The sequence below is a fragment of the Vallitalea okinawensis genome, assembly GCF_002964605.1.
GTDB lineage: Bacteria > Bacillota > Clostridia > Lachnospirales > PQDH01 > Vallitalea_A > Vallitalea_A okinawensis.
Genome location: NZ_PQDH01000005.1, coordinates 22,584 through 47,405, shown reverse-complemented (window position 1 = coordinate 47,405; position 24,822 = coordinate 22,584). Strand labels below are relative to the sequence as shown.

The window sequence follows — 24,822 nt, the reverse complement described above, 5'->3', positions numbered from 1 at the left end:
CTATGGTTTATAAGGAAGCGGGTTTGATCTTAGGAGAAGATTACTTGAAAGATGAGCTAGGCAGGGTAGAAAGTCATCAGCTTCAAGAGACCAACCATAAAAAAGAAATAAATATTTCAAAAACGACTGAATTAGTAGAAAAAATGATTCATGTGGCTTTGCATGATGTAGAAGCTAATATAATTGAAGTGGAAGATGTTAAGTATTTTGGAGCGGGTAAAAAATTTGGAGCAGCGGTTTTTACAAGAGATATTGCTTTGGCGGGGATACTAGCCCTCAATCAACTCTATCCTGAGTTGATGTTAAAAAGTATCAAACATACAAGAGAAATTCGTAAGCAAAAGGGCTTTAATGTCACAAAAGACTATGTTATGAATGATATAAAAGCACCCTGGAAAGTGATACAGCCTATAGAAAGAGAAGATGCTGTTAATAAAAAGTTATTTGAAGGCGGTCCAATAACGAGAAGAACCGATGATGTGGTGTGGATTTGGTGTACATATGATCTCATTAAGGATAATGAGGAAGAATTGGTATGGTTCTATGAAATAGCTTGTTATTTCTTCGAGAATTACTATAGACCCTTTTATGATGAAGAAGATGGCTTATACAGGGGGCAAGCTTGTTTTATTGATATCCATTTTCCACAATTTAAAGCTAATGGTTATCCTTCTCATTGGAGTATTACAGATTGTGCTATGATCAAGTCGTTATCAACTAATTGTTTATACAAAGCAGCCATGGACCGTATGACGTTAGCAGCTAAGGCGCTAGGTAGAAGCGAGGAAGAAAAAATGTGGGCAAGACAATCCAGTAACCTTAAGCAGGCCATCATAAAAGAGTTAAAGTTAAAGGATGGAACACTAGCTTATTATAAAGACGCTAATGGGATAGTAACAGAAAGAAGAGAGGCTCTTGGTACTGCGTTTGCTGTTTTGCATGGTATCGTTGAGGGAGAAGAGGCTAAAGAATTGCTTCTTAGTTACCCAAAAACTAATAAAGGGGTTCCACTCTTTTATCCCTTTTTTGATCTGGATACTGAGAATTATGCAATCAAACCTTTTAACCATAACGACTCAACATGGCCTTTTGTAGATCGATTCTTCATCAGAGCCCTAGAAAAAGCTACACATGAAGATTTATCTGGTTACAATATAGCTCTTCTTGCAAGAACTTGCCGTGATGACGGAACATTCCATGAGTTGGTAGATGCTATAACAGGAGAGATTAAAGGGTCAAAGAGTCAACTATGGACTGCAGCGGCCTTTTTAAATATTTGCTTAGAGAAGAGTATGATTCATTAGAATAGGAGGATGATGCTTTGAAAAGACCTAATATTATCGTTATCATGACTGATGATCATGCAGCTCATTCCATGAGCTGTTACGGAAGTAAAATCAACACCACACCTCATTTAGATAGGATTGCTAATGAGGGGATGCGTTTTGATAATTGTTTTTGCACTAATGCAATCTGCGCACCTAGTCGAGCAGTCATACTAACAGGCAAGCATTCACATGTGAATGGCGTTAGAACCCTAGATGATCATTTTGATAGCAGTCAAAATACCTTCGTCACAGAGCTAAAGAAAGCAGGTTATTCTACTGCAATGATAGGTAAGTGGCACCTAGGTCAGGAAGAAAAGAATTGGCCAAGAGGTTTTGATTATTGGACCATCTTCCCAGGGCAAGGTGATTATTTTGATCCCGTGATGAATGAAATGGGAGAAAACAAAGTATTTGAAGGATATGCAACTGATATTGTAACGGACCAGTCTATCAATTGGTTAAAAGAGAGAGAGAATAATCAACCATTCTGCTTGTTATGTTATCATAAAGCTCCCCATCGTCCATGGCAGCCTGATGACAAACATAAAGACATGTATAAAGATGTGGATATTCCTATTCCTACTACATTTGATGATAACTATGAAAATCGATCAGAAGCAGCGAAAAGAGCTAAGATGCGTATCGTAGAAGATATGAACTCAAATGACCTAAAGATTGAAACACCTGCTAATATTCTTGAGGTAGGGAATGCCATTCCAACTAATAATGAAGGTGATTATGCTAGGAAAACTAATCGACTTCGAATACCAATGCCTGATGATTTAGAAGGCTATACCTTTACGACAAGAGATGGGGAAGAAGTCAAGTTTGATAGCTTAGAAGAACTGAAGAACTGGAAGTATCAGCGTTATATCAAAGATTATCTTCGTTGCGTAGCATCGGTGGATGATAATGTAGGCAGGTTATTAGATTATCTTAAGGAAGAAGATTTAGACCAAGAAACTATTGTCATCTATACCTCGGACCAAGGCTTTTTCTTAGGTGATCATGGATGGTTTGATAAACGCTTTATGTATGAAGAATCTTTAAGAATGCCTCTCCTTGTTAAATATCCTGAAAAGATAAAAGAAGGTCTGTCAACAGAGCAAATGGTTCTTAACCTAGATTTTGCACCAACCCTTCTAGATTTTGCAGGAGTTGCTATACCGGAGGATATGCAGGGTAAGAGTTTCCGAAGAGTCTTAGAAGAAAAAGAAGAGGAAGAATTTAGAGAGGACATGTATTATCGCTATTGGATGCATTTAGCCCATCATGGTGTAGCAGCTCACTACGGTATTCGAACTAAGAAATATAAATTAATCTACTATTATGGTGAAGCTCTAGGTACAGCAGGATCTATTGATGATTCTACAGAACCAGAATGGGAATTCTTTGATCTAGTAAAAGATCCTTGTGAAATGTATAATCGCTATGAGGATGAAGCCTATTCCGATGTTATAAAAGAACTTAAACAGAGACTTATTCAATTAAAAGATGAAGCAGGAGATAAAGACAAATTATAATTTGAAAAATTTTCTAAAAAGCTATTGTGTAAAACATAGTAGTGTGGTAAGATGAAACCATAAAGCTATTATGTAATGCATAGTAGTTTTCTTTTTGCTCACTATTATGTATTGCACAGTAGTCGGTGAATCACTTCTTATATCAAGTACGAAAGGGGCTTGCCAATGAGTACCCAACTGAGAAAAGGTGTGCTAGAGATATGCGTTATGACTTTGGTGAACAGTAAAGACATGTATGGTTATGAAATTGTAGATCATATTTCCAAGGTAATGACGGTAAAAGAGAGTACCATATACCCTTTATTGAGACGTTTAACGAAAGAGGGTAACTTTGATACATATATCGTAAAATCCAGCGAAGGACCTTCTAGAAAATATTATAAGATCACCAAACAAGGAAAACGTAATTTGAAGAACATGGTGGATGAATGGGATAGCTTTGTTGAAGATGTCAATATGATAATAAGCCTATATAGAAAGGGGATTAACGGGGATGAATAAAAAAGAATTTCTTGATATTCTTAAGGATTATCTAGAAGATCACTTTAGCCAATACGAACTTAACGATATACTCCGGGATTACGAAGAGTATTTTCTAAATGGTGAAATAGAAGGAAAAAGTGAAGAGGAGGTTATAAAGGCTTTAGGATCACCCAAAGCTATAGCCAGGGACCTCATACAGGAAATGAGAACAGAAAATGGAGCGACTAATAAAAATCAGGAAAGCTTTAAAGACTCCGCTTTATATTATAAAATAGTTGAATTTTGGGGGAATATTAAGAGAAATATTGGACCTAAGTTTAAGCGTTTTAATAAGACTGTAGGAGAGAGGTGTATTAAAATCAAAGAGGCAATCAATAGGCATTTACCATCTAATATACAGATACGTATAAGACCCAAAAGTCCAAGTTGGCTGAAGAAATTATTTTATATCCTACTAACGGTTGTATTACTGTTCCCAGCAGGTTTCATCATCGGGGGTATCTTATTAGCAGGTGGAGCATTGTTTTTCGGAACCTTATGTACTATAGCAGCTTATCCAGCGAGTTTATTACTTGGTCAGATAGGTGATGCTTTTACTGGTCTAGGCCTATCCTTATCGCTGTTTGCAACAGGATTATTACTTCTGTTCTGGATAGTCTATGGAAGTATTTTTGGAGTAATGAAATATTGCATTGTACAATATATCAGTTGGCTTAAAACACGATTTATGTATATACGAGTTGGTACACGTACAGATCTTATTCCTGAACTCGATTATGAAGGGAGTGATGGATATGAAGCGTAAAATCGCTGCTATTTTAGCCCTTATTTTAATAGCTGGTGGTATTATGGGAACTGTTTATTATGGTTTTGAAGTTGCAGCTATTGTTACCAGTGATGCAGTAAGTATAGAAGTCGATGTTACTGAATCATTGGAACTCTATTCCACTAGAGAAGTTATCAATCATGTCAATATAACATCAAATATATGGCGATCTAAGCTCATTATAAAAGAAAGTCCTGATGAACAATTACATATCAAAAGTACAAGAGATCCATTTAGTGAAATACTCGTAGAAACTGTTATAGAAGAAGGGACATTAAATGTAGTCTTTGATCAGAAGAATCATAACTTCGATCTACGGGAACAAATATCAAGGGACAATGCCATTAAAGAAATTTACTATGCTTTATTGTATGAACAAGTTAATTATAATTACTATGATACAGTTATCACTATCGAAGTACCTAATGAAGTTGATCTCCAAGTTCAATCTGATCAAGAAGTAAAGTTAGAAGTGATAGATAAAGAAACCTTAAAAGATGAACTCTTAGTGGATGTTCGGAACGGTTATTGTGACTTACCAGACTTCATTGAACTAAAGAATCTTGTAATAAAGTCTGAAAGCCACGTACGAATGGAATACCTCGAGTTTATTAACGTTCAGGAAATGGAGATTGCCTGTGGAAATATACTCATCTTTTCTGCTGGTGAAATGAGTAACTATGAGGAACTTAATCAAGTACCTCATAAAATAGTCTTATCAGGTCGTAGTATTGATATTCAATCCTATCAACCTATAGCTAAAGAGATGTATGTCAATGCTGCAGATTATTTTATTATAACAATGGACTATGAGCCTTATTACATTGAGGGAAAAGTAAAATTGTATAATGGTGCTGATTATGAAGGTACCGCTAATCACGATGAAACGTTTATTCCATTAGTTAACAATGAATTTGAAGGTGTTATGTCTACTGGTAAGAAAGGTGATTACTATATTGAAGCGTATTCTAATTATGAGGGTTCTCTCATTCATGAATCAGCACAAGCATTGGAACATCGCTTAAGATAGCAGGATAAAGGTACTAGTATTAAGAGTACTTAGAATGAAAAAACCTATAGAATTGACCCTATTAACAAGTCATTTCTATAGGTTCTTTTGCTACTTGAGATATAAGGTAAAGCCTTCAACATATTGAGTGTTGATATCGCTTCTTTCCTTCAGCTGAATCTCTAATCCAGCATCACTTCTACTGAAACCTAAAGATTCTCCAGTACCCATCTCTCGGATATCAGTGACATCACATTGAATTGGAATGGTGAAAGAGTGCTTTATTCTTTCTCCCTCCTTATACAAATAGTAAACAAAATAACAATTTTCTTTCTTTGTGAATGCATATTGATTAATTATATAAGGTTCGCAGACCCTTGTACCATAGATACCCTCACCATAAGTCGTTAAGAACTTACCTAACTCCTTTAAAACTTGGATACCCTGATGTGGTAACCTTCCATCAGGCTGCGGTGTAATGTTTAATGCTAAGTTACCTCCCTTGGCAACGATATCAATGAGCAAGTGGATTACTTCACGAGGTGTTTTGTACGTATCATCATACCTGAATGTAAAGCTTCTACCCAGGGTGATACAGCTTTCCCAAGGAACAAAGATAGGAGCCTCAGGTCTGCTTTGCTCTGGTGTAATAAAGTTCTCATAGGCACCACCAACAGTACGATCTGCACATATTAAACCAGGCTGATGCACCTTACGGATCTCATTAACAATTTCTCCGATTCGAATGTCTTGCCCCAGGTTAGAGGGGTTGACCCATCCACCATCAAGCCATAAACATTCAATATCACCATATCCCATCAACAATTCCCTTATCTGGGTGTGAGTAAATTGAACGAATTGCTCCCAAAGTTCAGGATGCTCACTAATCTTATAATTAGGGTTTCGATCCGTTTTGTTGTCCGGCCAAGGTATCTCTTTATTCCAATAATAAGGCGAATCCCAATCAGGCTTAGAGAAATAAGCGTGGATTGGAATACCTTCATCTCTAAAAGCATTAAAAAGGTGTTTCACAATATCCTTATAGGAATGCTTATGAAAAGGGCAGTTTTTACTCGTTATTTTATAGTCTGTTGTCTCAGTATCCCACATACAAAAGCCATCGTGATGTTTAGTAGTAAAGAGTAAATATTGAAAGCCGCATTCCTTAGCTAGTGATGCCCATTTTTTAGGTTCAAACCTGATGGGATTGAAAGTCTTATGTAGGTCTCTATATTCACGTCGAAAGCTGTCCATATCATTGGTCCAATCAATATCTTTTTGAGACCATTCAGCCTCTGTATCCACCTGAGGCCATGATTCGGTGATACCTAGTTGAGTTACTGGTGCCCAATGGATCATCAAGCCTATCTTTCTATCTCTAAATGATTCCAACTTCTCTACCACTAAAGGATCAGTTGGCTGAATATAGTCATCAGCTGCACTGCATCCATGAACACCATTTTTAATATTATCAGCCATTATTCAAACTCCTTTCTGTAATTAAGTCATATGATACATCTGTTATTTAAGCTAAATTATACCAGTATTAATCCTAATATCAAGTGTTATGTAGATAATGAATGGCTGTCTCAGAATGAGACAACCATTTAAAAATATTTATCTACTTGCTTTCCATGCATCGTATTGCTTTTGTGATTCTTCAATGAGTTTATTAACACCTGCATTTTCTAGAGCACTTAAAAATTCAGGTAGATATTTTTCAGGGTCTACTAAACCTGCATTGAGAGGATCAGAGTATTGTTCCATTACGTTATCAATAGCTGCTATTTCATTGAGTACTGGTTCAGAATCAAAGATAAAGCCCATAGCATCCGACATGACTGCAGAATCATTAAAGGTGTAATAAGCGTCTAATGTATCAGCAGGTGTCTGACTTACATCAATATATTGGTTAAAGATAGTTCCATACATCCATCCCATACCCTGATCATAAGGTCTATCAGTAGGGTCAATACCATCAGCAATGGTAATGGTGCCATCATCATTTTTCACATAATGAGTACCTTCAACACCATGACGGATCATGGTACCTAATTCTTTATCTGTATATAAAGCAGTTAAAAGTTCCATTGCTTTTTCTGGGTTTTCGGCTGTATAGGGAATTGCCCATACATTACCAACTGAAACACCACTTTCAATAACAGGTTGATGAAGTGGAATATAAACATACTGATGTCCTACATCATTACTCCAGCCTACCTCAGAATTAGGTGCATACCAAATAAGACGGGCAAAAAGTTTATTGAGTTTGGCATCGTTCTTATCCAATTGATCTTTACTATAGTTTTTTGCGTCTTCTGGCGTATAACCTGCTTTGTACCATTCATGTAATTTGGTTATGGTTTCTTTATACTCAGGCATTGTATATTGGTTAAAGACTTTACCATCTGTTCCTTTGAAGGTTTCCATTTCACTTGTTGCATTGATAACACCTGGGCGTTTCCAGTTACCAGTCATAATAGAATAAGGAAGCGTAGCGAATGCTCTCTGTGGGTTAGCTAACCCAACAACATCTGGTTCTTTTTCCTTTAATGTTGCAAGCATAGGTTCAATATCATCCCAATCTTTAATTGTTGATAAATCAAAACCATATTGATCCGCAAGTTCTTTATTGATGAAATATCCCCATTGTCTCCCCATTTCTTTATACATAGGAACCCCATATATGTTCCCTTTTATTTTAGCTCCCGTCCATAATGCATCAGGAATAAAATCTTTAAGAGCTTTTCCTTGATTCTCTAGAAGGTTATCAAGTGGTAGAAAAGCATTGGTACTAACACCAGTTAAGAAAGGGTTATTCCAACTTGATGCAAAACATAAATCAATTGTTTCTCCTGAGGAGAGTAATAGTGGAACTTTATTCTTATAGTCATCCAAATCTAACATTGTAATTTCAACATCTGCTTTTATTGTCTCTTTTAAATAATTACTCATTTCTGTCAAGACAATAGCTTCATCTCTTTGTTTCGTACCAGTCCATGTATAGACTTTTAAGGGTACTAGTTCTTCAGCCTTTTCTTCAGTTGAAGAAGATTGTTTATTAGCTTCGCTCTTAACTTCTGGTGATTCGCTCTTACTACTTAATTCTGTTGTGTTTTGTTGACAACCGATTAAGGTGAACAACATGGTAAGTACAAATATAAACGATATAATTCTCCCCTTATTTTTCATTTGGATCCTCCTTATATATAATAAATTTATAATAAAATAATCGTCTGATTATCTTATTTTAACCTTTTATACTACCAATTGTAAGACCACTTACAAAATAACGTTGAAAAAATGGATAAGCAAACATGACTGGGGTAATGACCACAACAAGCATGGCCATTCTGGCTGTTTCAGTAGGATACCCTTTAAGTAAAGAACTTGCTTCGCCACCCAAAGCTACCATATTACTCTTAATAAATTCCATTGAGGCTTGAATCTTCATGAGTGAGTATTGAATAGAAACCAGGTTGTCATCAGTTATGTATAGCAAGCCCAGGAACCAGTCATTCCAATAGACGACAATTAAAAATAGTCCAATAGTTGCTAGAACCGGCTTAGATAATGGTAGGATGATAGAATAATAAATCTGGAGTTCACCAGCACCATCAATACGTGCAGATTCAATGACAGAGTCAGGGATAGTTTGAGAGAAAAATGTTCTCATAATGATGACATAGTAGGCATTAATGGTATAGGGCAAAATCAATGCCCATATGGTATTACTTAAATGAAATACTTGTGTATTAATCAAGTATGAGGCAACTAAACCGCCATTAAAAAGCATGGTAAAAAAAGCGAAAAAGGTAAGTATCTTATGGTATTTAAAGTCTTTTCTTGAAATGACGTATGCAAAGAGGGACATAATGAATAGACCAATCAATGTACCTGTTATGGTTGCAAATATGGATACGCCGTAGGAACGTATAATGGTATGTATGGATTTTAACAGGGATTGATAGGCTGCTAAACTCCATTCAGTAGGGAAGTAGCTATACCCATTAGTCATAACACTGTCTTCAGAGCTAAAAGAAACGATATAGACAAGAAGTACGGGTAAAGCGCAACCTAAAGAGTAAATACTCATTAATAGTGTCAATAAAGCATTTGATTTTTTAGATATGGTATTAAAGTTTCTCGAATTTGATATAGTTTTTTTCAAGAATATCACCCTCCTTATAAAATAGCGCTTTCAGAGTCAATTTTTTTAACAATTGTATTGGATATTAGAACGAGTATGAAGCCAACAATGGATTGATAAAAAGCCGCAGCTGCTGACATACCGATGTTACCAGTATTTTTTAAGGCATTGTAAACATAAACATCGATAACATTGGTTACTGGATAAAGTACTCCAGATTGCCGTGGGAGGTTATAAAATAATCCGAAATCCGCATAAAAAATTCTCCCTATAGCTAATATTGTTAGAATAATGATAACTTGCTTCAGACAAGGAATCGTGATGTATAAGGTTTGTTTCCATTTAGATGCACCATCTAAAGCCGCTGCCTCATAGTACTCAGAGGATATCCCCTTTAAAGCAGAGAGATAAATAATGCTGGAGTAACCGGACATTTTCCATACTTGAGCGATGACGATGATAAAGGGCCAATAGCTGGTATCCATATACCAGTAAACTTTTTCAAAACCAAATCGCTGCAAGGTATGGTTGATAAGACCTTGATCAACACCTAGGAATGCATAGAAGACATAAGCTGCGATAATCCAAGAAAGGAAGTATGGCATAATTACTGTGGTTTGAAAAAGTTTTACCATTTTTTTACTTAATAGCTCGTTGAGAATTATAGCGATACTGACAGGAATGATGATGCCTAAAATAATGAAGATAAGATTATAGCCAACAGTATTCCGAGTAATGGTCCATACATCCCCTTTAAAGAGAAATTCGAAATTCTTAAATCCTACCCATGGACTTTTAAAGAAGCCATCACGGTAGTTGAAGTTCTTAAAAGCAAGGAAAATACCAAACATGGGTAAATACTTAAAAGCTATAAAAAAAATAATTGCTGGGGTTGCCATAAGGAATAAAACCCCTGTGGAATGTGTATTTTTTCTCATGTATTTCACCTTTCTAATTTGATCAATTGGTTGCTATACTTTAAGTTTAGACGGTGTTACATAAAGCAACAAGTGATACAAATTTTAAAAAGGTGGAATAAATTTATCAGTTTTATTTATACGGCGATTAAGGCTTTACTTTAATTTTGGATTCATGTATTCTAGTGTTAAGAGTAGCATTGATAGAAGCTTTAGGCGGATAAGAGGACGTGTTCATATGAAAGTAATGATTATTGATGATAGCCACTTGGTTCTTAATGGGTTAAGAAAACTGATCCCATGGGAGGCGTTAGGAATATCTTTAATTGGTGAGGCCATCAATGGAGATGAGGGGTATAAGAAGATAATTGAACTTCAACCAGATGTAGTCATTACCGATGTAAAAATGCCTGTCATGTCAGGCATTGATATGTGTGAAAGAATATATAAGAGTCCACTCCAACCAGAAATAATTATTCTAAGCGCTTACGATGATTTTAATTATGCCAAGAATGCTATGAAGTTTGGAGTAAAAGATTATATATTAAAACCTATTAATCGAGACAAGGTAGATGAGTTAATCGCTAACTTGAAGCGGTTAAAAAAAGATTATGAACGTAAAAATAGTTTGATTAATTCTGTTTTAACGGAAGATATAGAAGAAATGTTGTATCAAGCTCTAGCAGCACAGGACTTTTGTATTGTAGAAGATTTCTTTAATCATACGATAAAAGAACGCTATACAACGAAGGAAGAAGCAAATCAGCTCGTACTAAGAATTACTAATAGTATATACAGTTATTTTCAAAACATTGGTATCAATATAGACTCTATTCTCTCCTCTAAAGTTAAAACATTAGATCGGTTATTAGGCATTAAAGATACTGAGCAGATGCTATATGAACTAAGAATGCTTTTTTCTCAAGTAATACAGTTTTCAGAGCATAATACAGAGCATGAGGAAATTATCCAACATGCCATTAGAATTATTCACGAGAAGTTTGTAGAAGCAGAGTTATCAGTTGGAGATATAGCAGAGCAACTCTATATAACACCAACCTATTTAAGTATTTTATTTAAAAAGTATAAGCAAATCAATATTTCTAATTATATTACTCAGCTACGATTGGAAACAGCCATAGAGATGCTTAAGTCTCCTAACTATAAGGTTATTGATGTATCAAGAAAAGTGGGTTATAAAGATCCAAAGTACTTCTCAAAAGTTTTCAAAAAACAAACAGGCTATACGCCTTCTAACTATCGCAAGCATATATTGAAATTACATATGTATAAACAATAAAAAGACCACCTATAAGGTGGTTAAATAGTCTCTATACTCTTTGCCCCAACCTTCCATAGCGTCTAGAACAACTTTAAGCTTTTTTCCTAAATCAGTCATCGAGTACTCTGTTTTAGGTGGAATTTGGCTGTACACTTTTTTTAGAATAATACCTTCCTTTTCAAGTTCTTTAAGGTGTTTGGATAAATAGCCATCTTGTATATCTCCTACTTTTTCTCGGATTTCACCAAATCTTAGTGTACCTTCTCCAAGTATATATAGAATCTTAAGTTTCCATTTACCTTGAATCAATTTATGTGTGAGAGCGATATCACAATCAAATTCTAAATATTTATTTATCATATAAAGCCTCCTATTTAGGTAATTCAACAATTTATTGCAGTTACCATAATAATTTAAAGTATTTTGCATAATTGAACTCAGGTATATAATGATAGTATAAAAACCTGGCAAGGTTCATTTATATAATAGTATACTAGGAGGTAGAAATAATGCAACAAATAATTAATTTTTTAAATAAAAATGATATAGGACAAATTGCAACTGTTAAAGAAGGGAAACCTGTTATCAGACCTATTCAATTTCAATTTGAAATTCAAGGGAAATTCTACTTTTTGACAACTAATAATAAGGATTTTTATGATCAGTTAAAAGAAATGAACGAAGTAAGTTACGTTGCTCAAAACCCAGATTCACATTGGGTAAGAATTAATGGAGAAGTAGTGTTTGATAATGATAGAGACTTAATAGAGAAAATCTTTGAGAATAGACCATATATAAAAGAGCTATTTAAAACTACAGACAATCCAGTATTAGAGCTATTTTATGTCCATAATGGAACAGCAAGATTAACTGCTATGGAAGATGTGATTAGCGATGTACAAATATAGATTTGTTTAGACGTTTCGAGTAAAAGTTGTATACCATAGTAATATATGAGAAGGTGTAGTCGATTAGGCTACACTTTCTCCATTATATTAAAGTTATATATAGATTTTAATGATCTTTTATAATCTAGGCAGCTTTACTTGTACTTTCAATCCAGTAGGGTTATTCATCATATAGTATAGCCCATACATGTCACCAGAGTGGTTGTGTATACGCTCATTTACATTCTTAATACCAATACCACTGTATTCTGGTTGGATGTTTTGGAAGCCTTCAAGATAGTTATTAAGTTCATCAACATTATAGCCTGGACCATTATCACTTATGTAAAATAATATATTATCCTCTTCCATTACAGATTCCATATAGATTGTACCACCACCATTTTTCATAATACCATGTTTAACAGCATTTTCAACTAAAGGCTGAAAGATAAATTTGGGTACTTTATAGGATTCTAACTTGGGATGGATATGGTACTGAAAGTGCAAGACATCATTGTAGCGTATGTTCTCAATATAAATATATTCTTCAATATATTCAACTTCCTCTTTCACAGTAATTAATGTGTTAGGCTCTTTTATACTGTACTTTAGAATATTGGATAAAGTGGTGGTCATTTTTGCAATATGGTCTTGATCATTGCAGAGTGCAATCCAATTAATAGAATCTAACGTATTGTATATAAAGTGTGGATTAATCTGTGCTTGTAGAGCCTTATATTCAGATTGCTTCTGATTTTCAATGGATAAAACTAACTGTTCCATCATACGATCATAGCTATTAAAGAGGATACCAATCTCATTATTCTTGGAGTAGATATCTCTATTTTCATAATTCTTCTGCTTAGGAAAATTGGTAGCTTTCATAGTTTTGGATAATTCAAGAATTGGACCTGTAATGTGTCGAATCATCCAAAAAGCAAAAGATAAGATGATGAGTATAAGTAGTAGGGTTACTAAGCTTACGTATTTTTTTACAAATGCAGTTTGCTCTATGATATAACTGTGAGGTATATACGCAGTAACTGACCAGTCATTGCTAAAGTTCTCCTCTACAGTGATAAAGGATTCTCTTTCGATCTTGGCATCTTCAGGATAGGTATAGAGCAGTTGTTGATTTTCATTGAAAATCTGAATGGTTGACCCTTTTATCAGGTGTAAGCTTTTAGCCATCTTTATCATGGAGGAGCGTGAAAGTCTAATGACAGCTAACATGGTATACATATCGGTGTTAATTGTGAAATCATAAGTAGAGGGTTTCAGAAAAGGATTCTTCATAGCAGTAATAAAATAGATATTATCTGTATCTGCGCTATAGAAGCTTTGAATTCTATCTTTATTGATGAGTGCATCTTGGTACCAAGGAGCTGAGTGGACATTATTATTTGGAAAAGCACCTCGTAAAACTTTTTCTTCTGTAAATAAATCTGAATTGTATGCTAGAAGATTCTTAGCAAAAGGTAGTTGTTGATCTACGAAGAGTGTGACGTAACAATTCTCTAAAAACTTATTTTCTATTAGTATAAGTTCATCGCGGATAGCTTGTCTATGGTTGATGATAGCCAGAGAATCATTGACATCGCTGACGAGATATTCGGCTATCAGTTTATTCATTCTGATATCGAAGAGGGTATCGTTTATATCTTCTATAAATGTCTCAAAAATAAATTTATTATTTCTCAGAGAATTACGTTGATCATTAACGATTTGCTCATAGATAACCCTATTAAATTTTCTATAAAGTATAAGGCTGCTACCACTAATGATAACTAGAATGAGAGCAAAGAAAAGGAACATGGATTTAACAATACTTTTTTGACCAAGCATAAGAAAGCCTCCTAACACAACGAAAAAGTAACTAGAAAAATTGGTTATAATTATACCACAATTTATGAAATATTCCACCTTGTATTTTTATCGGTAAACGATTACTATAACATTAGTGGAGGTGTTCAAATGATCAATAATATAATAGAAATTGCTCAAATTAGTCCTAGTCCTAGGCAACTTATGATTCAAAAAATGGGGTTCTATGGCTTTATTCATTTTGGTACCAATACCTATACAGAAATGGAGTGGGGGGATGGTACAGCTGATTCAAAGGTTTTTAATCCAGTCAATTTGGATACAGACCAATGGGTAAGTACAATGAAATCTTCAGGGATGAAGGGGATTATTATTACAGCAAAGCATCACGACGGTTTTTGCCTTTGGCCTAGTCAGTACACTGAGTACTCGGTTAAGAATTCGCCATGGAAAGATGGTCTGGGAGATGTAGTTGGTGAATTAGCAGAATCATGTAAAAAATATGATATGAAATTAGGTATTTACTTATCGCCATGGGATCGTCATGAAGCATGTTATGGAACAGAAGCTTATAATACATATTTTATCAATCAGTTAACTGAACTTCTTACCCAATATGGTGAGGTATTTACTGTTTGGTTTGATGGAGCGTGTGGTGAAGGACCAAATGGAAAAAGGCAAGTCTATGATTGGGATGCCTATTATAAAGTTATCCGAGAACTACAACCAGAGGCTTGTATCAGTATTATGGGACCTGATGTAAGATGGTGCGGTAATGAAGCTGGAAGATGTCGTGAATCTGAATGGAGTGTTGTACCCAAAGAAATGCAAAATCAATCGGACATTGCTGAGAATTCACAAAAAGGTGATATAGGTTGTTTATTAGAGAATATAGGAAAATGCGACGAAGATCTTGGTAGTCGAAAGATTGTAGCAAGCTTTAAGGAGTTTGTATGGTACCCGTCTGAAGTAGACACATCCATCCGCCCCCGTTGGTTCTATCATCAAGGGGATGATGATAAGGTACGATCTGTAGAAGATTTAGTCAATTTATATTGCATGGCAGTTGGAGGAAATAATACACTATTGTTAAATGTACCGCCAACAAAAGAGGGGCTTATCCATGACATTGATGTGAAGCATTTAAAAGGTATGGGGAATGCTTTAGAAGAGATGTTTAAAGAGGATATCACTCAAGGATACAAGTGGCAATCGATATCCAGTCCTAGTGAGACTTCTGTATTAAATGATGGATGTGATGAAACTTATTGGACAGGTGGTTCAGAGGATTACAAAGAATTATTACTATTTGATATGAAGGAAAACCAAGAAATTAAAATGGTTCTAATCCAAGAATACATAGAACACGGGCAACGTATTGAATCCTTTAACATTGAAGTATCAGAAAATCAAAGTCAATGGAAACGCGTTTATAATGGTACAACGATTGGGTATAAGAAGATTTGCTTACTCAGTGATGTTAAAGCTAGATTTATACGTATCAGCATAACATCAAGTCGTTATTATCCAGAGTTAAGATGTATAGCTATTTTTTAAGATGGCGGTTATACTAATAATATTGAGGTGTTATCTTAAAGATAACACCTTTTATAAGTATATCTGATGATACTTACTAGGCGGTATTCCCATTTTTTTTCGAAAGACTCGGCTAAAATAGTTATAATCAGGATAGCCCACCTTAGTAGAAATTTGGTTCAGATTCATATTGGTGTTGCGCATGAATTCTTTAGCTTTTTGAATGCGTATGTTAGCAATATATTGGTTGATGGTTGAACCAGTCTCAGCCTTAAATAAATCACAGAGATAATTTTTATTTAAATAAAGCTTATCTGCAATATAGGCTAAAGATAATTCAGGAACATCATACTGAGACTCAATTAATTCTTTAATATGCTTAACTCGCATGTTTATCGGATGATGAATTGAGGAACTATGGTTAGATAATTCCCTTGTGAATGCATTTACCCATTTAATGGCATCCTCTTTTCTTTCAATGGATTGTATGCTTAGACTATAACGCATCTTCTGCTCTTTAATATCCTTATAGAGTAACCCTAACTGATCCATTTGAAATTGCATAAAGAAGTATAGATCTCTTATAAAATCCCTTAAATAGAGAAGTGGAATATCACTGTTCTTCTGTATGATATTACTGATATAGGCTGCAAGTTTATCGTATTGTTGTAGTTCAAGAAAAACTAGAATTATAGATTTATCGAAATCAATAATATCAACAGTATTAGAGTGTGATTGATCATAAAATTCATTCAAACTATTATGAGTGACGTTATCTAATAACTGAAAAATCTCATCAGCATCAACGGAAGCCTTAAGGAGATAATCGCTTGCTCCATATTTCATACTCTCTCTGACATACTGATAATCATCATGTCCACTTAGAACGATAACAATAATATGAGGATAGGACTCTTTGATACGTTTAGTCAACTCAATGCCATTCATTATAGGCATGTTGATATCGGTTAAAACAACATCGGGCATTTCGACTTCAATTTTATTTAATGCGTCTTGTCCATTGATAGCTTCTGATATGATATGAACTCCCTTCGAAGCCCAATCAGTCATATGCTTAAATCCATTTCTTAGTAGTTTTTCATCATCAACAATCATTAATTTCATAGATTTACTCACCTCATTATATTCTCAAACGAATGGTAACGGAAGTTCCTATATTTACTTTACTATTAACCTGTACACCATAGCCTTTTCCATAATTGAGGAGTAGTCTTTGATGAATATTAGCAAGTCCTATACCGTTTAAGCCATGATGGGACTTTTTGTTCATAGTAAGTAGTAACGTTCCTAGTTTTTCTTCTTGTATTCCTATACCGTTATCAAATACTTCGATTATTAGATCCTGTTTCTGTCGATAGGAAGAGATATTGATAGTGCCTATTTTACCAAGTGGTTCGATGCCGTGAAAAATTGCATTTTCTACAATTGGTTGAAGAATTAGCGAAGGAACATTCAAGGTTAGATCATCAACTCCTATATGAAACTCTGTTTGAATACAGTTGTCGGTCCTTATATTCTGGATGTAAATGTAGTGTTTCAGCAATTCTATCTCCTCAGCTAATGTAATATAGTCACGTGGGTTCTGTAAGGTTTGCCTGAGTAACTTCACCAAGGAAGTGATGGTAGGCTCAATGAACTCAGTCTTATTTGTCCAAACTAAGGATTTGATTGAATTCAACGTATTGTAGAGAAAATGTGGATTAATCTGCATCTTTAGTGCATAAAGTTCAGCATTCAGCTTATCATTATGAGTACGTATCAGTTGATTAACTGTTTCATCTACCTCAGCTATTAAGACTTCGTAACTTGTAAAAGCATTTATAAATGATGTATCTTCATAGTTTGAAGGATGAGATACTGGATGTAGGAAGTTATTTCTTATTCGCTTTGTAAGTTGTTTGATTGGTTTATTAATATCAATAACAATAATAATGATACCTATGGCTAGAAAAAACGCACAACCCAAAAAAATCATAATAAATCGAAGGCGTAATACACTAATTGTACGATTAATCTTGTCCGTAGATATTAGTTTAATGAATCGCCAATCAGATATGGATGAATTATATCCAAGATATAGGTATTCTTCATCCTTATAGAGGTAATTGTAAATAAGATTGGAAGATTCAATTTTAATGGTTCTATATTGGGAATTATATGCCAACTGTACTGATCTATCACTAGTGGTGATGATATTTCCTTGTGAGTCTTGTATCATGAAGACTTCTCCTTCATTAACAACCTCCTTGTACCGATCATAGAAAAACTTCTCATAGATTTCAATAATGATTATGCCATAGCTTTCCTGAGTTGTACGATTTAGCAAATTTTTTGTTGCTACAATCATATGACGGTTTTCATTCCTCGTAAAATAACTACGATCGAATTTAAACCAATTGATGACATGGTTGTTTTTACTAGTTGTTTCATACCAATAAGTGCGATAGATATTACTAACAGATGCATTGTGTGGATCAGTACTGGTGCTATAAATTTCATTGTTCTTCCCTACTAGTATGACATCAACGTATATTTGATTGGTTGTTGCAAGAAAAATATTCATATGATCTTCAAACTTCTGTGTAACTCTTAGCTTTTCTAGTTTATTATCATAGTTTTGATTAAGAAAGATTTCTAGCTCCATATTATTATCATAGTGATTGATGATAGAAGAAATATCACCAAGTATATTAGAAATATTTTGATCAGCTTGATTAAGTGTGTCAAAATTAGTAGATATAACTGTATTTTCCATGTTTTGAGTATAGGAGTTATAAGTGGTTAAACCAAGGAAAATTAGTGGTGCTAGAATAGTTAATGTAATGATGACGATAAGTTGAGACAAAATACTAGGTTTATGAAAAAAAAAATTATATTTCATTGGGCATCTCCTCGTATTGAACTTGAATTAATATACAATTCAGAGTTATAATCATGATCAAAAGAGGTATTAATTGAATTTGCCATTGGATCTATCGGATAATGGAATGCAGCTTCGAGATAGTCCCATACATATTGGTTATTATAAGAAGGATCTTCAATAAATACTTCCTTAAGTTCATAACTAATCACAGGAACATTATAGAATCTGTATCGATTTAAAATTTCTGTCTCTGATAAAAATAAATCTAATAGATTTTTAGCATCATCCAATTGATCCGTTTCTGAGAAGATGGAAATATAGTGACTCTGTGAATAAGAAAATACTAATTGCTCCAAGTCGATGGGGAAAACACCTATGGAATCATTCATATTATAGTTTAAATTAATCTGTTCATAGACAAGAGATAAAGGCTCAAGGCTAAAAGTTACTTCATTATGGAAAAAGGGGTGGCTAAATGATTTGTCAACATTGTATGGTGCTGCTTTTTGAGTGATGTATAACATTTGTAAACTATTAAGAATACTTTCGTCAATTTTGTCAGTGTTGACGGGGTCTTGTAACGAACGTAAAAATTGACCTTCTGAGATGAGACTAGGTATGGAAAAAGCATAATAACTTTGCTCTTGCTTTATATAATCTGCATTCAAGGAAGACATATATTTTAGCAAATCATCTGATGTTGAAAATGATGAAGGTATTGTAAAGGCATCATCTTCAAAATGATTAGTATTATAAATCAATATTTCTGGATCTAAAAAGTAGGCTATCCCATATGGACTTCCTTGATATAGCCCATTATTAACGACTGATGGAAGTAGAGAATCATCGGATGAGATATAATCACTTAAATCAATAAGTCGATCTTCAGTTGTAAAGCTATTATAATTGGCAACAGACAATAGAAGAATGTCAGGAGAGGTACCACTGATTAATTGGTCAGTCATATACTTATACGCACGAAGGTCCGAGCCTTTAATAATTTCGAAAGATATATTGATATGTGGATAAAATTTTGTAAATTTAGAACACAGCTCATTAAAATAGGTCTCTGAACCAGGAAAGGATTCCTGGATCCAAATGATAAGCTCTTTATCTTTAGAGGGTTGTTCTGAAGTTAATTGGTTGGAACTAGAGGTGTTGAATAATAGAAGTTCCATCAATAATAGCATAAAAATAAATAAGAATAGTACAAGTTTCTTCATAATTACCTCCAGATTTCAGTCCTATAAGAAAAGTTTAGCATAGGAGAATTCTATAAGTCAATTTGTTGAAGTTTTTTTAAGTTATAAGGGTGTAATTAACCCAATATTATGCTTCAAAACTGAATATTGTACTAATGAGCCATGAGAATCTGAATAAAATACAATTTGAACTGAACTTGTTCAGTGTTACATATTGGTTTATTTCGATATACTTTTGTTATCAAATGAAATAAATAGGAGGAGAACAATGTTAAAGAAAATTATTACAGCTGTATTATTAGTAACGATGGTGTTATCGATATTTAGCGGGTGTGCACAAAAAGATACAGCTCAAAAAACGGAAGGTGCTAAAGAAACAATAGAAACTAAAGAAGCCAAGGCATCTAAAGAAGAGTGGCCAACAGAAGCCGTTACAATCATTTGTCCATGGGCTGTAGGGGGCTTAGCAGACCAAGTAAATCGTGCTATGTCACAATATGGTAAGGAACAGTTAGGGCAAGAGTTATTAGCTGACAACATTTTAGGCTCTGGTGGAGCAGTGGCATTAACAGAGTTTTTACAGGAAAAGCCAAATAGTCATAAGTTGATTTTTGGTGGGGAGGGGAGTTTTGCAATTGCACCTTTGACTGCAGATGTCCAATATAAATTTGAAGATTTTATTCCTGTTATTAATATCTATTCTTCAACATTTATCTTATCAGCTAATCCTTCTACAGGTATTGATAGTTTTGAAACATTTGAAGCTTATGTAAAAGATAATGTAGTGAAAGTTGCAACTAATGGTTCAACTTCTTCAGAAGCGCTTCAAATAGCAGGTTTAGTAACAGAAATGGGTGGGACTTTCAAAATTGTTTCATACGATGGTGCCAACGAAGCATTAAATGCTGCCGTTTCTGGCGAAGTAGATTTTGCAGTTACTCATGGTTCACTGGCAAAAGAATTTGTTAAATCCGGTGATATTAATCCAGTCGTTGCTTTTGACAATAAGAAGTTAGTGGACGAAGTATATAATCTTGATTGTGTTGAAGATTATGGCTACGATACATGGATGACAAATGTCTGCGCAGTATTTATGAGAGCAGGGACAGAACAAGCAGCTGTAGATAAGATGTATCAGGCCTTATCAAATATTCTTGATAATCCAGCCTTCTTAGAAACAGCGGCGAATATTGGGTTAAATATTGACCCGATGACAGGTCAAGAAGTAAAGGATTATATTGATTCATGCATGGAAAAAGCTGAGAAATATTCAGCTTATGTAAAATAGATGTTTTCAACTTAAAATAGAAATTCTCCGTAAATAATTGCGGAGAATTTTTTAGAAAGAAGGATAAAGATGAGGGTGAGATATAATAAGGATTTATTGGGTGCAACTATTTTTTTGGTCATCTCAGTGGCTATATGGCTGTTAATTCCCTATCAAATAGTTATTAAAACAGACGATTTAATCAATTCCCAGTCCTTTCCTAGGTTAGTAGTAGGTCTTATGGGACTTTGTAGCTTGTACTTATTATTGAAGGAGATAATAAAAATTGCACTGAAAAAAGAGCAAAATATGGGTGAAATTATATTGAAAGAAGAAGTAAAGAGATTACTTATGATAGGATTAGTGGTCTTATTTTGGGTATTGTTACATTGGGTACCATTCGTAGTATCTGCAATGATATTTGGATCGTTGACACTCATCTTATTTGGCTCAAGAAAGTGGTCGTATTATGGGATCGTTAATGGCTTGATTGTAGGAGTAACATTAGTATTCCAATATGCTTTACATGTAAATTTACCATAGGAGAATGATTATGATAGAGAATTTGATATCAGGGTTTAAAGAATTTTTTACTATTGGAAGTTTCGTATTCATGAATATCGGTTTACTTCTAGGTGTGGTGTTTGGTTCTATACCTGGATTAACAGTGATGCTTTGTATAGTATTGTTTTTACCTTTTACCTATTCCATGAGTGCTGTCCATTCCTTTATGTTCCTTCTTGGAATATACTGTGCTGGTAGTTATGGTGGATCTATTTCAGCTATATTAATTAAGACACCAGGGACACCTCATGCCACAGCAACGATGATGGATGGTTATCCTTTGTCTCAGAAGGGGCAATCCAAGAAAGCTCTTGACATAGCTTTATATGCGTCTACTTTTGGGGGGATTTTCAGTGCCCTTGTGCTACTGTTTCTTGCTCCGCAAGTGGCGAAAGCGGCTATGAAAATTGGCTCACCTGAATATTTCTTAATTTGTGTATTTGGTTTGACTATTATCGCAGGAGTCAGTGGGAAAAGTCTTCTAAAAGGGATGATTGCAGGATGTCTAGGTCTCTTTGTATCCATGATCGGTGTGGATGCTATCAGTAGTGGAACAATGAGATTCGCTTTTGGGAATGTTTATCTTTATGGAGGCATTAACTTAGTTATTGCTCTTATAGGATTATTTGCACTGGTAGAAATTTTTCAGAGTATTACAAGAAAAAGTCCAGTAGTCTCTGAAGTGAAAATGAGTTCTGATAACAGAAATGGGAATAAAGGTAAATTTTTAAACAGAAAAAAAAAATATAGACTGAAAAGAAAGTCTGTAGAGACAGATGAAGAGAACTTATCACTAACTGAATGCAAGAATATTGTAAGACCTGCTTTTATATCAAGTTTGATAGGTGTTATTATTGGTATCATTCCTGGTACAGGAGCATCCATGGCATCCTTTTTAAGTTATGACACAGCTAGGAAAATGTCTAAGAAACCGGAGTTATTTGGTCATGGCTCCAAGGAAGGTATTGCTGCAGCTGAATCTGCGAATAATGCAGTAACTGGAGCTACATTAATTCCACTACTTACTCTTGGGATTCCAGGGGACGGGGCAGTAGCCGTTATGTTAGGTGCGTTGATGATCAATGGATTGACGCCTGGTCCTAACTTATTCAATGATCATGGTACAGCTATTTATGCTATTATGATAGGTCTTATATTTGTAAATATATTTATGTTTTTGCAAGGAAAATATCTGACCAAACTATTTGCCAAGGTTGTACTTATCCCAAAGGAAATTTTGACGCCGATCATCGTGGTTTTTTGTTTTGCAGGAGCCTATTCCATCAAGGATTCCTTATTTGAAGTTGGAGTAGCGTTGGTGTTCGGTATTATAGCTTACATCATGAGTAAGGTAGATTATCCCACTATACCGGTATTACTAGGTCTTGTTCTAGGTGCACTCACTGAAAAGAATTTTAGAAGAACCATGGTGATTTCAGATGGTAGTTGGTCGATATTTACATCTAGACCAATTTCAATTGCCTTCATTATACTGATACTCATTGTTATTGTTATGTTAATGAAATCCAATATGAGTGCAGGAAAGATGAAATCAGGAAAGATGAAATCAGAACCAATTAAGGAGGGTATGATACATGAAGAAGCCTAATATTATCTTTTATTTTTCAGATCAACAGCGATGGGATACCATTGGAGTCTATGGTCAGAAATTAAATATAACTCCAAATCTTGATCGATTAGCAAAACATGGAGTTATCTATGATGAGGCATATACACCACAACCAGTATGTGGACCTTGTCGAGCTATTTTTCAGACTGGTAAATATGCGACGCAGATTGGCTGTTATAGGAATAATATTGCATTGCCGCTTGATAGTAAGACATTGGCTAACTATTTAGAAGAAGGTGGTTATGAAACAGCTTATATCGGTAAGTGGCATCTGGCAAGTGATGGTGAGCTAGAATCTAAACCAGAGATTGATTATACGATAACAGCTATACCTCCAGAGCGACGAGGCGGTTATACAGGGTTTTGGAGGGCTTCTGATGTCCTTGAGTTTACATCCCATGGATATGATGGATATGTATTTGATGAGCATATGAATAAATGTGAGTTCAAAGGTTATAGAGTTGACTGCATAACCGATTATGCCCTGGAATTTATAGATCAATATGCCAAGGCGAAGCCATTTTTTATGACTATTTCTCATATTGAACCTCACCATCAAAATGATCGAAATCGTTATGAAGGTCCAGATGGTTCAAAAGAGAGGTTTAAGGACTATGAGTTGCCAGGGGATTTAAAAGCTCTGATTGGTAATGCGAAGGAAGAATACCCAGATTATTTAGGATGTTGTAAAAGTCTTGATGATAATCTCGGACGCTTAGTGCAAAAATTAAAGGATAAAGGAATTTATGACAATACGATTATTGTCTACGCATCCGACCATGGTTCTCATTTTAAAACGAGGAATCTTGATAGCCATTTGAATGGGTATGATGATTATAAGCGCTCATGTCATTCAGGATGTTTACATGTACCATTGATTATTTCGGGTCCAGGTTTTAATCATGGAAAGAGAATAAAGGAACTAGTTAGTACAGCATCGTTACCAAAAACTTTTCTTACTATGGCAGGTATAGATGTTGGTGATGGGATGATAGGAGAGGATTTACATACTCTAATTGAAGGTAATTATAAAGAACGTGATAACGTGATCTTTTCTCAAATTAGTGAAAGTCGTGTTGGTAGATGTGTTCGGACAGAAGAATATCTCTATAGTGTTTATGCACCTAATAAACATGGAGGAATCTATCAAGACAGTGATAGTTATAGAGGTGAATTTTTGTATGACATTAAAAATGACCCCTATGAACTAACTAACTTAATTGATAATCCTAAATATAATAAGGTAAAGGAAGAAATGAAGGATATACTTATAAAGGAGATGAGGAAAGCGGGAGAAAAGAAGCCAATAATAATGAATTAAGTTTTCAAGAAAGGCTCATGAGAAGAGTATTATACTTGTTTAACAGATAGAAAAAACAGCAATAGTTTTATCAAAAAAGGAATTGATATAATCAATTCCTTTTTTTGATGGCAAGGGATACGTGGAAATCCATAGACAAATATACACCACGTATATAAAATATAGCATATAGGAATTAAATACTAT

21 protein-coding genes are annotated in these 24,822 nt (G+C 34.5%); 12 read left to right on the top strand and 9 right to left on the bottom strand.

Translation table 11 applies throughout. The features are described from left to right. The first annotated feature begins 2 nt into the window (after positions 1-2). From C1Y58_RS14655 to C1Y58_RS14635, 5 genes are all read left to right on the top strand, one after another. Complete coding sequence (locus C1Y58_RS14655) at positions 3-1,304, top strand: MGH1-like glycoside hydrolase domain-containing protein (RefSeq protein WP_105616828.1); 1,302 nt, start codon at positions 3-5, stop codon at positions 1,302-1,304. A gap of 17 nt (positions 1,305-1,321) precedes the next feature. After that, positions 1,322-2,851 (top strand): sulfatase family protein, encoded by a 1,530-nt coding sequence (locus C1Y58_RS14650; RefSeq protein WP_105616827.1) that lies wholly within the window; start codon positions 1,322-1,324, stop codon positions 2,849-2,851. A 165-nt stretch (positions 2,852-3,016) separates the two neighbouring features. Beyond that, positions 3,017-3,352 carry a PadR family transcriptional regulator gene (locus C1Y58_RS14645; protein ID WP_105616826.1) on the top strand — a complete coding sequence of 112 codons (336 nt, stop codon included), beginning with the start codon at positions 3,017-3,019 and terminating at the stop codon, positions 3,350-3,352. Further along, positions 3,345-4,139, top strand: coding sequence for a DUF1700 domain-containing protein (locus tag C1Y58_RS14640; protein ID WP_105616825.1), 795 nt, complete (start codon positions 3,345-3,347; stop codon positions 4,137-4,139). The genes C1Y58_RS14645 and C1Y58_RS14640 overlap by 8 nt, the downstream gene beginning before the upstream one ends. After that, the gene (locus tag C1Y58_RS14635) at positions 4,129-5,190 is read left to right on the top strand and encodes a hypothetical protein (RefSeq protein WP_105616824.1); all 1,062 of its coding nucleotides are present in this window, start codon (positions 4,129-4,131) and stop codon (positions 5,188-5,190) included. Before C1Y58_RS14640 ends, C1Y58_RS14635 begins: the two co-directional genes overlap by 11 nt. A gap of 90 nt (positions 5,191-5,280) precedes the next feature. On the opposite strand, the gene C1Y58_RS14630 is transcribed toward C1Y58_RS14635, so the two are convergent. The 4 genes from C1Y58_RS14630 to C1Y58_RS14615 all read right to left on the bottom strand — a co-directional run bounded on the left by C1Y58_RS14630 (position 5,281) and on the right by C1Y58_RS14615 (position 10,257). After that, positions 5,281-6,648: an alpha-L-fucosidase gene (locus tag C1Y58_RS14630; RefSeq protein WP_105616823.1), complete on the bottom strand. Its 1,368-nt coding sequence runs from the start codon at positions 6,646-6,648 to the stop codon at positions 5,281-5,283. Between the two features lie 138 nt (positions 6,649-6,786). Further along, positions 6,787-8,361 (bottom strand): ABC transporter substrate-binding protein, encoded by a 1,575-nt coding sequence (locus C1Y58_RS14625; RefSeq protein ID WP_105616822.1) that lies wholly within the window; start codon positions 8,359-8,361, stop codon positions 6,787-6,789. A gap of 58 nt (positions 8,362-8,419) precedes the next feature. Further along, the gene (locus tag C1Y58_RS14620; RefSeq protein WP_242985408.1) at positions 8,420-9,340 is read right to left on the bottom strand and encodes a carbohydrate ABC transporter permease; all 921 of its coding nucleotides are present in this window, start codon (positions 9,338-9,340) and stop codon (positions 8,420-8,422) included. Between the two features lie 14 nt (positions 9,341-9,354). Next, entirely contained in the window at positions 9,355-10,257 is a 903-nt protein-coding gene (locus C1Y58_RS14615) for an ABC transporter permease (protein WP_105616821.1), read from the bottom strand. Between the two features lie 217 nt (positions 10,258-10,474). Here C1Y58_RS14615 and C1Y58_RS14610 point away from each other — a divergent pair, with 217 nt between their 5' ends. Next, positions 10,475-11,536 (top strand): response regulator transcription factor, encoded by a 1,062-nt coding sequence (locus tag C1Y58_RS14610; protein WP_170311601.1) that lies wholly within the window; start codon positions 10,475-10,477, stop codon positions 11,534-11,536. A 9-nt stretch (positions 11,537-11,545) separates the two neighbouring features. Here C1Y58_RS14610 and C1Y58_RS14605 read toward each other — a convergent pair whose 3' ends face one another. Then, positions 11,546-11,878: a winged helix-turn-helix transcriptional regulator gene (locus tag C1Y58_RS14605; RefSeq protein ID WP_105616819.1), complete on the bottom strand. Its 333-nt coding sequence runs from the start codon at positions 11,876-11,878 to the stop codon at positions 11,546-11,548. 149 nt (positions 11,879-12,027) lie between these two features. Between C1Y58_RS14605 and C1Y58_RS14600 the strand changes: the two genes are divergently transcribed. Further along, a complete protein-coding gene (locus C1Y58_RS14600; RefSeq protein ID WP_105616818.1) occupies positions 12,028-12,426 on the top strand; it encodes a pyridoxamine 5'-phosphate oxidase family protein in 399 nt (132 codons plus the stop codon). A 117-nt stretch (positions 12,427-12,543) separates the two neighbouring features. Here C1Y58_RS14600 and C1Y58_RS14595 read toward each other — a convergent pair whose 3' ends face one another. Beyond that, positions 12,544-14,253, bottom strand: coding sequence for a sensor histidine kinase (locus C1Y58_RS14595; RefSeq protein ID WP_105616817.1), 1,710 nt, complete (start codon positions 14,251-14,253; stop codon positions 12,544-12,546). A 129-nt stretch (positions 14,254-14,382) separates the two neighbouring features. Here C1Y58_RS14595 and C1Y58_RS14590 point away from each other — a divergent pair, with 129 nt between their 5' ends. Further along, positions 14,383-15,789, top strand: coding sequence for an alpha-L-fucosidase (locus C1Y58_RS14590; protein WP_105616816.1), 1,407 nt, complete (start codon positions 14,383-14,385; stop codon positions 15,787-15,789). Between the two features lie 51 nt (positions 15,790-15,840). On the opposite strand, the gene C1Y58_RS14585 is transcribed toward C1Y58_RS14590, so the two are convergent. Genes C1Y58_RS14585 through C1Y58_RS14575 form a run of 3 tightly spaced genes read right to left on the bottom strand, consistent with a single transcriptional unit; the run spans position 15,841 to position 19,875 of the window. Beyond that, the gene (locus C1Y58_RS14585; protein WP_105616815.1) at positions 15,841-16,893 is read right to left on the bottom strand and encodes a response regulator transcription factor; all 1,053 of its coding nucleotides are present in this window, start codon (positions 16,891-16,893) and stop codon (positions 15,841-15,843) included. A 16-nt stretch (positions 16,894-16,909) separates the two neighbouring features. Next, complete coding sequence (locus C1Y58_RS14580) at positions 16,910-18,670, bottom strand: sensor histidine kinase (RefSeq protein ID WP_105616814.1); 1,761 nt, start codon at positions 18,668-18,670, stop codon at positions 16,910-16,912. Then, positions 18,667-19,875 (bottom strand): ABC transporter substrate-binding protein, encoded by a 1,209-nt coding sequence (locus C1Y58_RS14575; protein ID WP_105616813.1) that lies wholly within the window; start codon positions 19,873-19,875, stop codon positions 18,667-18,669. Before C1Y58_RS14575 ends, C1Y58_RS14580 begins: the two co-directional genes overlap by 4 nt. Before the next feature lie 247 nt (positions 19,876-20,122). On the opposite strand from C1Y58_RS14575, the gene C1Y58_RS14570 reads away from it, so the two are divergent. The 4 genes from C1Y58_RS14570 to C1Y58_RS14555 all read left to right on the top strand — a co-directional run bounded on the left by C1Y58_RS14570 (position 20,123) and on the right by C1Y58_RS14555 (position 24,636). Next, positions 20,123-21,142 (top strand): tripartite tricarboxylate transporter substrate binding protein, encoded by a 1,020-nt coding sequence (locus C1Y58_RS14570; protein ID WP_207655761.1) that lies wholly within the window; start codon positions 20,123-20,125, stop codon positions 21,140-21,142. Between the two features lie 69 nt (positions 21,143-21,211). Then, positions 21,212-21,664 carry a tripartite tricarboxylate transporter TctB family protein gene (locus tag C1Y58_RS14565; RefSeq protein ID WP_105616812.1) on the top strand — a complete coding sequence of 151 codons (453 nt, stop codon included), beginning with the start codon at positions 21,212-21,214 and terminating at the stop codon, positions 21,662-21,664. A 10-nt stretch (positions 21,665-21,674) separates the two neighbouring features. Next, on the top strand, positions 21,675-23,294 hold the full coding sequence (locus C1Y58_RS14560; RefSeq protein ID WP_105616811.1) for a tripartite tricarboxylate transporter permease: 1,620 nt from the start codon (positions 21,675-21,677) through the stop codon (positions 23,292-23,294). Continuing rightward, positions 23,281-24,636, top strand: coding sequence for a sulfatase family protein (locus C1Y58_RS14555; RefSeq protein WP_105616810.1), 1,356 nt, complete (start codon positions 23,281-23,283; stop codon positions 24,634-24,636). Before C1Y58_RS14560 ends, C1Y58_RS14555 begins: the two co-directional genes overlap by 14 nt. Positions 24,637-24,822: the final 186 nt, after the last annotated feature.

Bases quoted from the DNA above. Each gene is read 5' to 3' on its own strand.
- C1Y58_RS14655 (WP_105616828.1), top strand. From the start codon at position 3: ATGGTTTATAAGGAAGCGGGTTTGATCTTAGGAGAAGATTACTTGAAA.
- C1Y58_RS14645 (WP_105616826.1), top strand. From the start codon at position 3,017: ATGAGTACCCAACTGAGAAAAGGTGTGCTAGAGATATGCGTTATGACT.
- C1Y58_RS14640 (WP_105616825.1), top strand. From the start codon at position 3,345: ATGAATAAAAAAGAATTTCTTGATATTCTTAAGGATTATCTAGAAGAT.
- C1Y58_RS14635 (WP_105616824.1), top strand. From the start codon at position 4,129: ATGAAGCGTAAAATCGCTGCTATTTTAGCCCTTATTTTAATAGCTGGT.
- C1Y58_RS14630 (WP_105616823.1), bottom strand. From the start codon at position 6,648: ATGGCTGATAATATTAAAAATGGTGTTCATGGATGCAGTGCAGCTGAT.
- C1Y58_RS14625 (WP_105616822.1), bottom strand. From the start codon at position 8,361: ATGAAAAATAAGGGGAGAATTATATCGTTTATATTTGTACTTACCATG.
- C1Y58_RS14615 (WP_105616821.1), bottom strand. From the start codon at position 10,257: ATGAGAAAAAATACACATTCCACAGGGGTTTTATTCCTTATGGCAACC.
- C1Y58_RS14610 (WP_170311601.1), top strand. From the start codon at position 10,475: ATGAAAGTAATGATTATTGATGATAGCCACTTGGTTCTTAATGGGTTA.
- C1Y58_RS14605 (WP_105616819.1), bottom strand. From the start codon at position 11,878: ATGATAAATAAATATTTAGAATTTGATTGTGATATCGCTCTCACACAT.
- C1Y58_RS14600 (WP_105616818.1), top strand. From the start codon at position 12,028: ATGCAACAAATAATTAATTTTTTAAATAAAAATGATATAGGACAAATT.
- C1Y58_RS14595 (WP_105616817.1), bottom strand. From the start codon at position 14,253: ATGCTTGGTCAAAAAAGTATTGTTAAATCCATGTTCCTTTTCTTTGCT.
- C1Y58_RS14590 (WP_105616816.1), top strand. From the start codon at position 14,383: ATGATCAATAATATAATAGAAATTGCTCAAATTAGTCCTAGTCCTAGG.
- C1Y58_RS14585 (WP_105616815.1), bottom strand. From the start codon at position 16,893: ATGAAATTAATGATTGTTGATGATGAAAAACTACTAAGAAATGGATTT.
- C1Y58_RS14580 (WP_105616814.1), bottom strand. From the start codon at position 18,670: ATGAAATATAATTTTTTTTTTCATAAACCTAGTATTTTGTCTCAACTT.
- C1Y58_RS14575 (WP_105616813.1), bottom strand. From the start codon at position 19,875: ATGAAGAAACTTGTACTATTCTTATTTATTTTTATGCTATTATTGATG.
- C1Y58_RS14570 (WP_207655761.1), top strand. From the start codon at position 20,123: ATGTTAAAGAAAATTATTACAGCTGTATTATTAGTAACGATGGTGTTA.
- C1Y58_RS14565 (WP_105616812.1), top strand. From the start codon at position 21,212: ATGAGGGTGAGATATAATAAGGATTTATTGGGTGCAACTATTTTTTTG.
- C1Y58_RS14560 (WP_105616811.1), top strand. From the start codon at position 21,675: ATGATAGAGAATTTGATATCAGGGTTTAAAGAATTTTTTACTATTGGA.
- C1Y58_RS14555 (WP_105616810.1), top strand. From the start codon at position 23,281: ATGAAGAAGCCTAATATTATCTTTTATTTTTCAGATCAACAGCGATGG.